The following is a 13,423-nucleotide window of genomic DNA, read 5'->3' as shown; positions in this document are numbered from 1 at the left end:
CCGCTTGTCTATTCTCCGCGCCATGGAACTCAATGAAGTCGCATCTTGCCTCGAGGCGCTGGGCAATCCGCTGCGCCTGCAGGTCTTCCGCACCCTGGTGCGCAGTGGCCCGGACGGGCTCAACTTCGGCCAGTTGCAGGAGCGCATCGGCATTCCCCGCTCGACCCTTGCCCATCACCTCAACAGCATGGTGCAGGCCGGCGTGCTCGTGCAGCAGCGCGAAGGCCGCGAAGTATTCAACCGGGTCGACTTCGCCCGCTTGCAGCAGGCCCTGGATTTCATGCTGGCCGAGTGCTGCCAGGATGGCGGGCCAGCCTGACCGCCCCGGTGGCGGCCGATCCAGCGGTCGGGCGGCGTGTTCCTACAGGTGCCAATGGGCTAGCACCTTTGCTGTACGCCAGCGCGCCTGACTGCAGGCGCTGAAAGCCCCTCGAAGGGCCTGAACAACGCCCAGACCAGAGCGGCTTGAAACAAGGACTTCAGACCACCCAATCCTTAAAAAGTTCTCCATTAAAAACAGTTACTTACACAACATTTACCCAAGCGCACCGCTCGTCGGCAGGCGCTTGCCAGGCCTGCTCGCCCACCCCAGCATCGCCCCCCGACTTAACCACTGAGAGAACTTCTCCATGAAGTACATTTCGATGCTGCTACTGAGCCTCGGCCTCGCCGCAGGACAGGCAATGGCAGGCGATAACATGAGGGCCGGCGTCGGCGGCGCGCTGGGCGGGGTATTGGGCTCGGTGGTCGGCCAGCAAATCGGTGGCAACACCGGCGCGGTCATCGGTGCCGGCGTCGGCGGCGCCGCGGGCGGCTCGGTCGGTGCACGCAACGGCAACAAGACCGAGGCGGCCATCGGTGGCGGTCTGGGGGCGGCCGGCGGCAACGTCATCGGCCAGCAAATGGGCGGCCCCACCGGCGGCCTGATCGGCGCGGCGCTCGGTGGTGGGGCCGGCGGCGCCATCGGCAACAGCTACGGCGATGCCAACCGTTACGACGACCGCGACTACCGTGGCGACCGCGGTTATTACCGTGACCACCACCGCCACGGCCATCGTCATCACCACGGCAAGCGCCACAAGCGCAGGCACCACGGTCACGGCTGGCGCGACTGATAGACACGGCCACAGCGCGCATTGGCAGGGGATCGCGCAACCAACATTGGCGCGGCAGGGAACCAAAGCCCGCCATGCGCCTCTACATCTGTGCGATGTAGCGAAAAGCCACTAATCGTGACTGCAGTACGCTTGTCCCCTTTTTCAGCAGGACTCAAACCATGCGCAAAATTCTCGTAGCGTTCGCGCTCAGCAGCCTTATCGCCGCGCCTTATGCCCTGGCCGGCGACTCCGGCAAAGTCGCCCTCGGCAGCGGCGTCGGCGGCGTCCTGGGTAACGTCATCGGCCAGCAGGTCGGCGGCAGTAGCGGCGCGGCGATTGGTGCCGGGGTCGGTGGCGCCGCCGGCGGCGCGATTACCGCCCGCGACGGCAACAAGACTGGCGCCGCCCTCGGCGGTGGTCTCGGCGCGGCGGGCGGCTCGGTGCTCGGCGGCCAAGTCGGCGGCAGCAGCGGATCGCTCCTCGGTGCCGGTCTGGGTGGCGCCGCCGGCGGCGCACTCGGCAACGAACTGAGCAACGACAACCGCTATGACAACCGCTATGACGGCGGTGGCCACCGCCATGGCCACAAGCACAAGCACAAGCACAAGAAACATCGCCACCACTGAGCCAGGGTGCGCCCGGCACCATTGCCTTCGACAGCAGCCGCTCACTTAGCCAAGTGAGCGGCTTTTTTCCAGGCTCCTGCCAGGAAGCATTCACGGCTACCGACCAGATACCCCTCCGATACCCATGCCGTAACTGATCGGGACGCCAGTCCCCGTCAACCCGTCAGCCGCAATCGATCCGGCTCGTCCAGGCGCTGCAGCAACTCGGCCCGTGCGCTGTCGCGCAGCTTGATCGCATCCCGCCAGTCGGGGCCCGGCGCCAGCAGTTGAGCGCAGATGTGCAGGTGGATTGCACCACGATGGGGAAACCACTGACCCTCACGCAGCACCATGCGCGAGCCCACGATGGCCAGCGGCACCAGCGGCACGTCGGCGCGCGCGGCGAGGACGAAGGCGCCCATGCGAAATGGCAGCAACCCCGGCTCGCGGCTCAGCGTGCCTTCGGGAAACAACAGCAGCGACTGTCCGGAGCGCAAAGCCGCCGCCAGGTGTTCGGCATCGGCGGCACTGCGCTGCAGGTCGAAGCGCTCGACGAAGCAGGTGCCGAGCCGGCGCAGGAAGGGCCCGGCGATGCGCTGCCCGGCCAACTCGCGCTTGGCGACGAAGCTGAACTCGGGCGGCAATGCCGCACAGAGCAACAAACCGTCGAGATAGCTGGCATGGTTGGCGACCAGCACGCGCACCTCCGGATGGCGCAGCCTGTCCAGGCGCTCGATGTGCAAGGGGATGCCCGCCAGGCGCAAGAACAGACGGGCCGCGCCTCCGGTCAAACGGCGGCGCCAGCTCAACCGTGGCAGCAGTAGCACGGCGGTCCAGGTCAGGCTGCCGAGCAGGCCGAGCAAGGCCCAGAAATACCCGGCATAGCAGGCGCGCCGAACGCTGCGCCAGCCGCGACCGAGTAGCGCCCACACGGCCGACTGCAGCAGGCGCAGCAGTTGCCGCCACACCGGCCGCCCCGACCGGCCGACCTCGCCGCGTTCGTACAGCTCGCGACTGGCGGCGCGACGGATCTTGCCGCTGGAGGTTTTCAGCACGCTGTGCGGCGGCGCCAGGACGATATCGTCCGGCGGCACCCCGGTCAGGTCGACGGCCACCCGCCTGATCTGCTGTTGCAGGCGCTGCCGCACGCGGGGGTTCTGTTCGTTGGTTTCCGCCAGCACCACCAGGCGCTCGCTGGCGCTGGCCGGGTCGCCACTGCCGAACACCGCGACGCAGCCTTTACGCAGGCCAGGCAGGCTGCCGACCGCGGTCTCCAGATCGTAGGGATAGATGTTGCGCCCGCCGCGAATGATCAGGTCCTTGGCCCGCCCACTGAGGTAGACCTCGCCGGCGGCCATGTAGGCCAGATCGAGCGAGTCGAGCCATTCGCCATGGCGCACCCGCTGGCTCTCCTGCGGGTTATGGAAATAGCCACTGCTGGTCGACGGCCCCTTGAATTGCAGATGACCCTCGGTACGTTCGGGCAGTTCGATATCGTGATCATCGACGATGCGCACCTGATGCCCTGGCACCGGCTGCCCGCAACTGACCATGCGCAGCGCATCGGTACTGCCCGGCTTGGCGCGCACGGCCCGGCCCCGGGCCTGGAACGACTCGCGCTCGACCCAGTCGATCAGCGGCGCGCGGCCCATCGGCGGGAAGGCCACGCCCAGGGTGCCCTCGGCCAGGCCATACACCGGCATCAGCGCGGAGGGGGCAAAGCCATGGCCGGCGAAGCGCTCGGCGAAACGCTGCAGGGTGTCCGGGTTGACCGGCTCGGCACCGTTCAGGGCCAGGCGCCAACTGCTCAGGTCGAGGCCCTGGATCTCGCTGTCGGCGAGCTTGCCCAGGCACAGTTCGTAGGCGAAGTTGGGTGCCGCCGACAGGGTGCCGCGGTAGCGCTGGATGGTCTCCAGCCAGCGCGCCGGACGGGCGAGGAAGGCCAGCGGTGACATCAGCACCAGGACGACGCCGTAATACAGGCTGCCGAGCCAGGCACCGATCAGGCCCATGTCGTGGTACATCGGCAGCCAGCTGACGAACACATCGTCGGCGCTGACGCGCAGCGCCTTGCCCATCGCCCGCAGGTTGGCCAGCACATTGGCATGGCTGACCATCACCCCCTTGGGCTGACCGGTGCTGCCCGAGGTGTACTGCAGGAAGGCCAGATCCCGGGCCTGGCGCGGCGTCGCCAGGAAGCTGCCGGGTTCGGCGCACAACTCGGCCACGGTGGCGATTTCGCGCAGGCTGGGGATTTGCGGCTTGAGCAAACGAGCGAGCAGCTTGGCTTCGCTGACGGTGAGCAGCATCGTCGCCTCGGCGTTGGCCAGAATGCCGGCCTGGCGGCGCAGGTGCTCCTCGATCTGCGACAGGCGCATGGGCGGATAGATCGGCACCGGCACGCCACCGGCGAGGAGGATGCCGAAGAAGCCATAGAGAAAATCGCGCCCGGTTGGCAGCATCAGTGCCACCCGCTGCCCGGCTTGCAGGCCACGGCGCTGCAACCCGCAGGCTACCGCCCCGGCCCCCTGCTGCAAGGCCAGGTAGCTGATGTCTTCGGGGGTATCGTTTTCGCCCAGCAGCCGCACATGGATGCGCTGCGGATGGCGCTGCACATGCCAGTCGAGCACCTCGTTCAGGGTCTGCGCGGCGTCCGGGGTGAGGCGCTCCTGCGGGCTGACGGGCAAGCGTTCGACACTGCCGCGCGGCCCCGCGGCGACGGTCGGGGCGCATGTCAGCAGCGCCTCGAGCACATCAGCCGGGGTCTCCGCCGAGGCGAACAGCGTCTCCGGCAGGCGCACGCCGAACTCACGCTCGACCCGTGACCACAGCTCGACCCGGGTCAGGCTGTCCAGCCCCAGATCGCTGTCGAGTACGCTGTGCAGGCTGACGGGCGAATCAGCCGCCGTATCGGGGCGCAGCTCGACAAGCGTCTGTCTGATGATGCGTAACAGTCGTTGCGCCACAGCCGCTGCATCGGGATGGGCGCGTGGTGCATGAGGCAAACGGCTCATCGGCGACCCTCACCGGGTGGGCAGTCTTGACGACCACCCTCGCTCGAAAACAATAAGCCTTTGCCGCCATTGGCGATAATAACCTCTAGCCCATAGCAGCCCGGCGGTTATAGCGCCGTCGTCTCTCGCCGGGTGGGCTGCTAGGCTTGGTTGAATTGCCCGGCGCCAACCCCGCGCCCGCCACCGGAGTGCTTGCCATGCCCCCCAGCCTCGCCCCCGGAGTCACGCGCCGCGAAGCCTGGGCCTGGGCGATGTACGACTTCGCCAACTCCGGCTACACCACGGTGGTGATCACCGCGGTGTTCAACGCCTACTTCGTCGCGGTGGTGGCCAGCGGTGCCACCTGGGGCACCCTGGCCTGGACCAGCTCGACCGCCCTGTCCTACGCGCTGATCATCGTCAGCGCGCCGTTACTCGGTGCCTTCGCCGATGCCTATGCCTGCAAGAAGCGGCTGCTGCTGCTGAGCACCCTCGGCTGCGTGCTGTGCACCGCCGGCCTGGCATTGGCCGGGCCGGGCGCGCTGGTCATCGCCATCCTGTTCGTCGTGCTGTCCAACTTCTGCTTCGGCAGCGGCGAAAACCTGATTGCCGCGTTCCTCCCGGAAATCGCCGACGAGGATGCCATCGGCCGGGTCTCCGGCTGGGGCTGGGGCTTCGGTTATATCGGCGGCCTGCTCAGCCTCGGCGCCAGCCTGGCCTATGTCAGCTGGGCCCAGGCCCAGGGCCACACCGCGGCGCAGTTCGTGCCGGTGTGCATGCTGCTGACCGCGGCCCTGTTCGCCCTGTCCAGCCTGCCGACCTTCCTCTACCTGCGCGAGCGCAGCCAGCCGCAGCTGCAACCCGGCGCCCGCCACGGTGTGCGGGTGGCCTTTGCCCGTTTCGCCCAGACGGCCCGCGAAGCCGGACGTTACCGCGACCTGCTGCGCTTTCTCGCCTGCACCCTGAGTTATCAGTCCGGGATCGCCGCGGTGGTGACCCTGGCCGCCATCTATGCCGATCAGGTCATGGGCTTCACCACCCAGGACACCCTCAAGCTGATCCTGCTGGTGAATGTCACCGCCTCGATCGGCGCCGTGCTGTTCGGCTACGTCCAGGATCGCCTCGGCCATCTCACCACCCTGACCCTGACCCTGCTCGGCTGGCTGCTGATGATCGGTCTGACCTGGGCCGCCGAAGGGCCGCCGCTGTTCTGGCTGGCAGCGAACATCGCCGGGCTGTGCATGGGCGCCAGCCAGTCGGCCGGGCGCGCCATCGTCGGCCTGCTCGCGCCGCCGACCCGGCGCGCGGAGTTCTATGGCCTGTGGGGCCAGGCGGTCAAGCTGTCGTCGATAATCGGGCCGATGACCTACGGCCTGACCAGCTGGCTGACCGATGGCGATCACCGCCTGGCGATCCTGATCACCGGCAGCTACTTCGTGCTTGGCCTGCTGATCCTCGCCAGCGTCGACCTCAAGCGCGGCCGCCTCGCGGCGCTGGCCGCGCCATAAGGCGCAGGGGCTGAGTACATAGCGAGCGCCGGCGCGAGAGCGTCTTCGCGCGATCCCGGCAAAAGCGGCTTGATGCCGGAGCCTCGTGACAAAACCGCTGGCCAGTGCCTAGCGACGGCTGGCCTCGAGTATCCACGGTTCATACCGGCGGCCGAATGCCAGCTGGACCTGCAGCGGCGGCAGCTCCGCGCGATAGGCGCCACCCTGCGGCCAGTCGCTGAACACCTCACGCAGGCCATGCGGCACGCTGATCCGCAACTGATCGGGGTAGATGGCTGCGGAAAATCCGCCCGGTTGCGCCTTGCCACTGCCGGCATGGGGCTTCAGGCGTCCGCCGAGCAACAGGTAGCGCTGGCGATCCGGGTAGGTCTGGCGCAGCGCCTGAGCATCGAGGCCGGCATCGATCAGGAACAGGCGGCTGTCACGCTGTTCTTCCTGGCTTAGTTGCTCGCGGCGGCCGTCGCGCTGGCGTTGCAGTTCCTGATCATCCGGCCGGCTGCGCACCCGCTCCTCGGCCTCGGCCAGCGCCTGGCGCGCCTGCTGCACCTGGCGCTGGTACGCCGGACCGGCGAGTTCCAGCACCAGCACCACCGGCCGTGCCAACTGCCGGTTGAGGCGCCGTTGCCAGTCGCCCCGGCTGAAGTCAGGCAGTTGGAAGCCTAGGGCCTGCAGTTTGTCTGCACTCAGCCAGTCGAGCGAGCCGTACGCGTCGGCGCGGCGCCACCTCAGCTGCAAGCGCAGGCCGCTGTTGTCCTCGCGCTGGAACCAGTCGCCATAGGGCCACTGCAGTTCGCGCTCGCTCAGGGTCAGGCGGCTCTCGGGCTCACCGCTGCGGTTGTAGTAGACCCCGGCCAGGGCCAGGGCGTTGCTCAGCAGAATCAGGCCAAGGCCCAGCCACAGGCGCCGGCGCGTGCTCCAGGGGGTCATTGCGCACCGTCCTGGGCGCTTCTGCGCCAGCGTTGCAGCAGGGCCAGGAGCAACAGCGAAAGCAGGCCCAGCAGCAGGAAGAACAGGTATTTGGGCAGCAGCTGCCACCACCAGTCGAACAGCTTGGCGTAGAGGAAGATCACCGCGAACAGCAGGCCGATATTGACCAGCTCCGTCCAGCCGCGGCGAATCCCCTGCCAGATCACCAGCCCGGCGAGGGGGAAGCTGAACAGCTGGTAAACCGACTCGACCGCCGCGCTCGACCAGGGCAGGTAGCTACCGGCCCCCCAGTAGGACAACAGCAGCAGCGGTACGAACAGAAACAGCAGCGCCATGCCGCGATAGAGGCTGGCGAAGCCGCTGTAGCGCGACTGCTCGAACAGCTGCGGAATGGCCAACAGCAGCAGCGCCACCGGCAGGAAATTCTCCGGCCGCTGGCCCACCGAAAGCCAGTAGAAGCCACCCCAGGCGTTGCAGCGAATGGCGACCAACAGCCCCAGGCAGAGGATGCCAATCGCCAGCAGCAGGCGCTGCCGGCACTGGTAAGCGAGCAGCAAGGCCAGCGCGCCCCAGGGCAGCAAGGCCTGGTCCGATGGGATGATGTTGAAGATCTGCCCGAGCATGCTCAGGTTGAGCACGAAGCAGACGAAACACAGCAGCGCGGCCAGCTGGGCGTAGTAACCGGAACGGTCGCGCGCCTGAATCCAGAAGGTCAGCAGCAGGCTGCCGAGTGCGCTGCCGAGCAGGATCGCCACCTGCGCCGCCTCGTTGAACAGCCCCCAGAACTGATGGAACAGCAAGAACACGGCCGTCGCCAGCGCCAGGGAGCCGAACAGCGAGGCGAGGCGCATGCCCAGCGACAACTGCCGCGAGCGCTGGTCGGCGTCGATGTCCAGCGTCGTGGCGAAATGGCCGAGCAGGCGCCGGTGATAGAGACTGATCGCCACCTGCTGTTGCGGCGTCAGGCTGACCACCCGCTCGCTCTGCAACTGCGCCAGTTCCTGCTCGAAGGCATGAATCCGCTCGGCGCGCTGCTGCGCCTGCTCTCGGGTTGGATTGGGCATGGGCACTCTTTCACAAGACGACTGCCGACAGCCTAGTGCGCCGGCGGCAAATTCACCATGATTCCGCGGCAGGGTGCAGCATACCGGCAACCGCTGTCGTGGCAGCGGGGCGACGCCCAGTCCCAGGCCCGCGAACAGCTATTGCACCTGCAAGGCCGCCAGCGCCGCGCGCAGGCGCTCGGGAATCGGCAGCGGCCGGTTGCTCTGCCGCTCGACGAAGACATGGACGAAGCGCCCGGCGGCGCAGGCCTGTTCCTCGTCCTGCTTGAATACCGCCAGCTCGTACTGCACCGAGCTGTTGCCCAGCTTGGCGACCCGCAGGCCGATCTCGATGCGTTCGGGGAAGGCGATGGAGGCGAAGTAGTCGCAGCTGGAACTGACGACGAAACCGACCACCTCGCCGTCGTGGATATCCAGGCCACCGACCTCGATCAGGTAGGCGTTCACCGCGCTGTCGAAGTAGCTGTAGTAGGTGACGTTATTCACATGGCCGTAGATGTCGTTGTCGTGCCAGCGTGTGCTGATCGGCTGGAAGTGCGGGTAGTCGCGGCGCAGGTGCTGGGGTTGCGGCATGGGTAATCCTTGTTGGTCGTGTCCGGGTCAGTGTGCAAAAGCTTCGCGGTCAAGGCCCCTCCCCCACAAGCCTCGGCGTACCTGCGAAGCGGCGGTCGGCGATCCGCCTTGGCCGCGAAAGAGCTTCGCCGCGCCTCAATAGGCCGACTGGTAGATCGCCAGGGCGTGTGCCTCGGTCATCTCGCGCGGGTTATTGATCAGCAGGCGCTGTTGCAGCATGGCGTCGGCCGCCAGTTGCGCGAGCATCTGCTGCGGCACCCCGGCGTCGCGCAGACGCGTGGGCAGGCCGCTGCGTTCGCTGTAATCGGCCAGCTCGAGGATGAACTGCTCGGTCTGCTGCATGGCGCTGCCGGGGCGCAACTTGGCGCCCAGCACCAGCGGCGCCAGCTCGGCATACAGCGGCGCGGCCAGCGAGGCATTGAAACCGAGTACGTGCGGCAGCACCAGGGCATTGCTTAGGCCGTGGGGGATGTGGAAGTGGCCACCGAGCGGATAGGCCAGCGCATGCACCGCCGCCACCGGCGCGTTGGCGAACGCCTGGCCGGCCAGGCAGGCGCCGAGCAGCATGGCCTGGCGCGCCTCGCGGTTGCCGCCGTTGTGCACCGCCTCGTCCAGATTGGCGGCGAGCAGACGCAACGCCTCGCGCGCCAGCAGGTCGGACAGCGGGTTCTTCTTCAGCGCGCTGGTGTAAGCCTCGATGGCATGCACCATGGCGTCGATGCCGGTGGCGGCAGTTACCGCCGGCGGCAGGCCCAGGGTCAGGTCGGCGTCGAGCAGCGCCAGGTCCGGCAGCAGCAGCGGCGAGACCACGCCCAGCTTGGTCGTGGCGCCGGTGGTGACGATCGCCACCGGGGTCACTTCCGAGCCGGTGCCGGCAGTGGTCGGCACCTGGATCAACGGCAGCCGCCGGCCTCTGGCATTGCCGACGCCGTAGATATCGGCCAGTTCCTGGCTGCAGTCGGGGTGGGCGAGCAGCGCGACCAGCTTGGCCACGTCCATCGAACTGCCGCCGCCGAAGCCGATGATCAGCTCGGCCTTGAGCGCCCTGGCCTGGGCCACCGCACTCTGCACGATGGCCGCCGGCGGATCGGCCACCACCTGATCGAACACCTGGGCGGTCAGCCCTTCCAGCAGGAAACCGGGCAACACCTCGGCGAGCAGACCGAGCTGGGTGATCCCCGGGTCGGTGACGATAAACACCGAGCGGGCTCCGCGCTCGACGCACAGGGCCGCCAGCCGACGGGCGGAACCGCTTTCGCAGATGATCTGCGCGGTGCTGGCGAAGCTGAATGGCTGCATGGGCAAGACCTCTTGATGTAGCCCGGAGATAGCGCTGGACAACACGTAGCTTGTCCACCGCTGCCTCCGACCATTTCGGCCGCTGGTGGAAAACGCTTCGCGGTTTTCCACCCTACGGGGTTGTTAGAAGGCGAAGCTGTCCTCTGGCATGGCCATCAGGCAGGCTGCGCCACCGAGCAGCGCCTCGCGGTGGCCGCTGGCGCGGGGCAGCACGCGCTTGAAGTAAAAGGTCGCGCTGTGCAGTTTGGCCTGGTAGAAGGCCGGCCCGGCCAGCCCCTCGTCCAGCACATCCTGCGCCCGGGCGGCGGCCTGCAGCCAGAGACCGGCCAACAACACATAGGCCGAGTACTGGAGGAAGTCCACCGAGGTGGCGCCGATCTCCTGCACATCGCGCTGGCTGGCGGCGATCACCGCACTGCTCAGTTCGCGCCATTCGCCGATGCGCGCCTGCAGCGCATGGGCCAGCTCGGCCAGGGTCGGACGGCTCATCTGCTCGTCGCATAACTGGCTGAACTCGGCCTGCAGTTGCGACAGTTCGCTGCCGCCATCGCCGAGCACCTTGCGGCGGATGTAGTCCAGCGCCTGGATGCCGTTGGTGCCTTCGTACAGCTGGGTGATGCGGCTGTCGCGCATCAACTGCTCCATGCCCCACTCGCGGATATAACCGTGACCGCCATACACCTGCACGCCGAGGCTGGCGACTTCCTGGCCCATGTCGGTGCAGAAGGCCTTGACCAGCGGGATCAGCAGCGCCGCGCGCTTGCCGGCGGCCTGGCGCGCGGCCAGGTCCGGGTGGGCGTGTTCGAGGTCGAGCTGGCGCGCGCAGTAGACGGCGAGCATGCGACTGCCTTCGACCAGGGTCTTCTGGGTCAGCAGCATGCGCCGCACATCGGGATGACTGATGATCGGGTCGGCGGCCTTGCCCGGCGCGACCGCGCCGCCCAGCGCCCGCGACTGCAGACGCTCGCGGGCATAGCCCAGGGCGCCCTGGAACGCCGCCTCGGCGATACCCAGGCCCTGCAAGCCGACCTGAAAACGCGCATCGTTCATCATGGTGAACATGCAGGCCAGGCCCTGGTTGGCCGCGCCGATCAGCCAGCCGGTCGCGCCATCGAAGTTCATCACGCAGGTGGCCGCGCCCTTGATGCCCATCTTGTGTTCGAGGGCGCCGCAACTCAGGGCATTGCGCGCGCCCAGGCCGCCATCCGGGCTGGCGATGAATTTCGGCACCAGCAGCAGGCTGATGCCCTTCACCCCGGCCGGCGCATCGGGCAGACGCGCCAGCACCAGGTGGACGATGTTTTCCGACAGGTCCTGCTCGCCGCCGCTGATGAAGATCTTGCTGCCGCTGACCTTGTAACTGCCATCCGCCTGCGCCTCGGCCTTGGTGCGCAGCAGCGCCAGGTCGGTACCGGCTTGCGGCTCGGTGAGGCACATGGTACCGGCCCACTGGCCGCTGACCAGCTTGGCCAGGTAGTCGCGCTTGAGCGTCTCGCTGCCGTGCCGGTGCAGCGCCAGCACCGCGCCTTCGGTCAGCCCCGAATACACGCGGAACGACAAGCTGGCGCTCATCAGCATCTCGTGGAAGTTGCACGCCAGCATCTGCGGCAAGCCCTGGCCGCCGAACTCGCTCGGCCCGGTCATGCTCGCCCAGCCGTTGTCGACGTACTGCTGGTACGCCTCGGCGAAGCCCTCGGGGGTGCTCACCTGCCCGGCGTCCAGCTGGCAACCCTGCTCGTCACTCTGGCGATTGAGCGGCGCCAGCACGCCCGCGGCGTAGCGCGCGCCCTCCTCCAGCACGCCGTCGATCAGCTCGCGGTCCAGACCATTGCCGAGCAGCGCGCAGTGGTTGCCGATATCGAACAGCTCATGGAGAACGAAGCGCATATCGCGCAGCGGCGCCTGGTAATTCATACCCGGCTCTCCTGCACGGAGGCGAACGGCTGGCCGATGGCGGCCAGGGTTTCGATCAGCCGGGCCGGTTGCCAATGCTCGCCGAACTGCGCCTGCAAGGCCTTGAGCCGCGCCAGAATGTCCGCCAGGCCCTGCGCATCGGCCCAGGCCATCGGCCCGCCCTTCTCCGCCGGGAAGCCGTAACCGTTGAGGTAGACCAGATCGATGTCGTGGCTGTTGCTGGCGATCTGCTCTTCGAGGATTTTCGCGCCTTCGTTGACCAGCGCCAGCAGGCAGCGCTCGAGGATTTCCGCCGGATCGATGGCGCGGCGGGCGAAGCCCAGCTGCTCGGAGACCTGCAACACCAGGGCGTCCACCTCGGGATCATGCTCGGCCTGGCGGCTGCCCTCGGCGTAGCGGTAATACCCCAGGCGCGCCTTCTGGCCGAAGCGGCCAAGGCCGCACAGGCGGTTGTCCACTTGCACCGTCGGCTCGTTCTGACCCTTGCCGGCCAGTTCGCGGGCGCGCCACTCCAGGTCGATGCCGACCACGTCGTACATGCGGAACGGGCCCATGGCGAAGCCGAAGCCCTGCAGCGCGGCGTCGACCTGGTGCGGGTAGGCGCCTTCGAGCAGCAGCAGGCGCGCCTCGCGCACGTAGCTGGCGAGCATGCGGTTGCCGATGAAGCCGTGGCAGTTGCCGGCCACCACCGCCACCTTGCCGATGCGCCGGCCCAGCTCCAGGGCGGCGCCCAGCACCGCCGGCGCAGTCTTGCCGGCGCGGACGATTTCCAGCAGCTTCATGATGTGCGCCGGGCTGAAGAAGTGCAGGCCCAGCACCTGCTGCGGGCGCGCGGTGACGGCGGCGATGGCGTCGATATCCAGCGCCGAGGTGTTGCTGGCCAGGATCGCCGCTGGCTGCATGACGGCATCCAGGCTGCGGAAGATCTGCTGCTTGAGCTCGAGGTTCTCGTACACCGCCTCGATCACCAGATCGACCCCGGCCAGGGCCGCGTAGTCGCTCACCGGGGTGACGCAGGCCAGGCGCGCGGCCGACTGTTCGGCGCTGATCCGGCCGAGCGTGACATTGTGCGCATTGGTCGCGGCCACCACCTGCAGCGCCTGTTCGAGCATCTGCGGGTTGTTGTCCAGCCAGAGCACGGCAATGCCGGCGTTGGCCAGGCTCATGACGATGCCGCGACCCATGGTGCCGGCGCCGATCACGGCGGCTTGCTGAACAGTGACAACGGAGTGGCTCATCGGGGTTCCTCTGGCGGGAGAATGAAAGTGCATGACGCCTGGATGCTATCCCTGTAGGAGCGGGCCATGGCCGCGATTCGCAGGGCATGGGACTAGGCGTCCCCCCGCTCCGACGAGAAGCAGTGCGTGCGCCAGCGCCATTCAGCACGGGCACATTCAGGCGAAGAAAAATCGACCATCACCATAAACAAGGCGCTACTATTTT

Annotated in this window: 11 protein-coding genes; 4 read left to right on the top strand and 7 right to left on the bottom strand. The window is 67.7% G+C overall.

The features are described 5' to 3' along the window. Positions 1-4: 4 nt before the first annotated feature. The 3 genes from PH586_RS14605 (at position 5) to PH586_RS14595 (ending at position 1,723) form a co-directional block, all read left to right on the top strand. On the top strand, positions 5-319 hold the full coding sequence (locus tag PH586_RS14605; protein WP_271348491.1) for an ArsR/SmtB family transcription factor: 315 nt from the start codon (positions 5-7) through the stop codon (positions 317-319). Between the two features lie 310 nt (positions 320-629). After that, complete coding sequence (locus tag PH586_RS14600) at positions 630-1,115, top strand: hypothetical protein (protein ID WP_271348490.1); 486 nt, start codon at positions 630-632, stop codon at positions 1,113-1,115. 161 nt (positions 1,116-1,276) lie between these two features. Next, positions 1,277-1,723 carry a hypothetical protein gene (locus PH586_RS14595; RefSeq protein ID WP_271348489.1) on the top strand — a complete coding sequence of 149 codons (447 nt, stop codon included), beginning with the start codon at positions 1,277-1,279 and terminating at the stop codon, positions 1,721-1,723. A gap of 155 nt (positions 1,724-1,878) precedes the next feature. Here PH586_RS14595 and PH586_RS14590 read toward each other — a convergent pair whose 3' ends face one another. Beyond that, positions 1,879-4,716, bottom strand: a complete 2,838-nt coding sequence (locus tag PH586_RS14590; protein ID WP_271348488.1) for an AMP-binding protein — start codon at positions 4,714-4,716, stop codon at positions 1,879-1,881. 197 nt (positions 4,717-4,913) lie between these two features. On the opposite strand from PH586_RS14590, the gene PH586_RS14585 reads away from it, so the two are divergent. After that, positions 4,914-6,203 (top strand): MFS transporter, encoded by a 1,290-nt coding sequence (locus tag PH586_RS14585; protein WP_271348487.1) that lies wholly within the window; start codon positions 4,914-4,916, stop codon positions 6,201-6,203. Positions 6,204-6,311: 108 nt separating this feature from the next. Here the strand turns inward: PH586_RS14585 and PH586_RS14580 are convergent, their stop codons facing one another. The 6 genes from PH586_RS14580 to PH586_RS14555 form a co-directional block, all read right to left on the bottom strand. Next, positions 6,312-7,130, bottom strand: a complete 819-nt coding sequence (locus tag PH586_RS14580) for a DUF4824 family protein (protein ID WP_271348486.1) — start codon at positions 7,128-7,130, stop codon at positions 6,312-6,314. Beyond that, positions 7,127-8,194 carry a DUF2157 domain-containing protein gene (locus PH586_RS14575; RefSeq protein WP_271348485.1) on the bottom strand — a complete coding sequence of 356 codons (1,068 nt, stop codon included), beginning with the start codon at positions 8,192-8,194 and terminating at the stop codon, positions 7,127-7,129. The genes PH586_RS14580 and PH586_RS14575 overlap by 4 nt, the downstream gene beginning before the upstream one ends. 138 nt (positions 8,195-8,332) lie before the next feature. After that, entirely contained in the window at positions 8,333-8,767 is a 435-nt protein-coding gene (locus PH586_RS14570) for an acyl-CoA thioesterase (RefSeq protein ID WP_271348484.1), read from the bottom strand. Positions 8,768-8,902: 135 nt separating this feature from the next. Then, a complete protein-coding gene (locus PH586_RS14565; RefSeq protein WP_271348483.1) occupies positions 8,903-10,066 on the bottom strand; it encodes an iron-containing alcohol dehydrogenase in 1,164 nt (387 codons plus the stop codon). Between the two features lie 123 nt (positions 10,067-10,189). Beyond that, positions 10,190-11,980, bottom strand: a complete 1,791-nt coding sequence (locus PH586_RS14560) for an acyl-CoA dehydrogenase C-terminal domain-containing protein (protein WP_271348482.1) — start codon at positions 11,978-11,980, stop codon at positions 10,190-10,192. Then, positions 11,977-13,218: a 3-hydroxyacyl-CoA dehydrogenase gene (locus PH586_RS14555; protein ID WP_271348481.1), complete on the bottom strand. Its 1,242-nt coding sequence runs from the start codon at positions 13,216-13,218 to the stop codon at positions 11,977-11,979. The genes PH586_RS14560 and PH586_RS14555 overlap by 4 nt, the downstream gene beginning before the upstream one ends. Between the last annotated feature and the right edge of the window lie 205 nt (positions 13,219-13,423).

The organism is Pseudomonas aestuarii, assembly GCF_027988105.1.
Classification (GTDB): Bacteria; Pseudomonadota; Gammaproteobacteria; order Pseudomonadales; family Pseudomonadaceae; genus Aquipseudomonas; species Aquipseudomonas aestuarii.
Note: the sequence above shows the minus strand (reverse complement) of the source record. Positions and strands in the feature narration are given on the sequence as shown.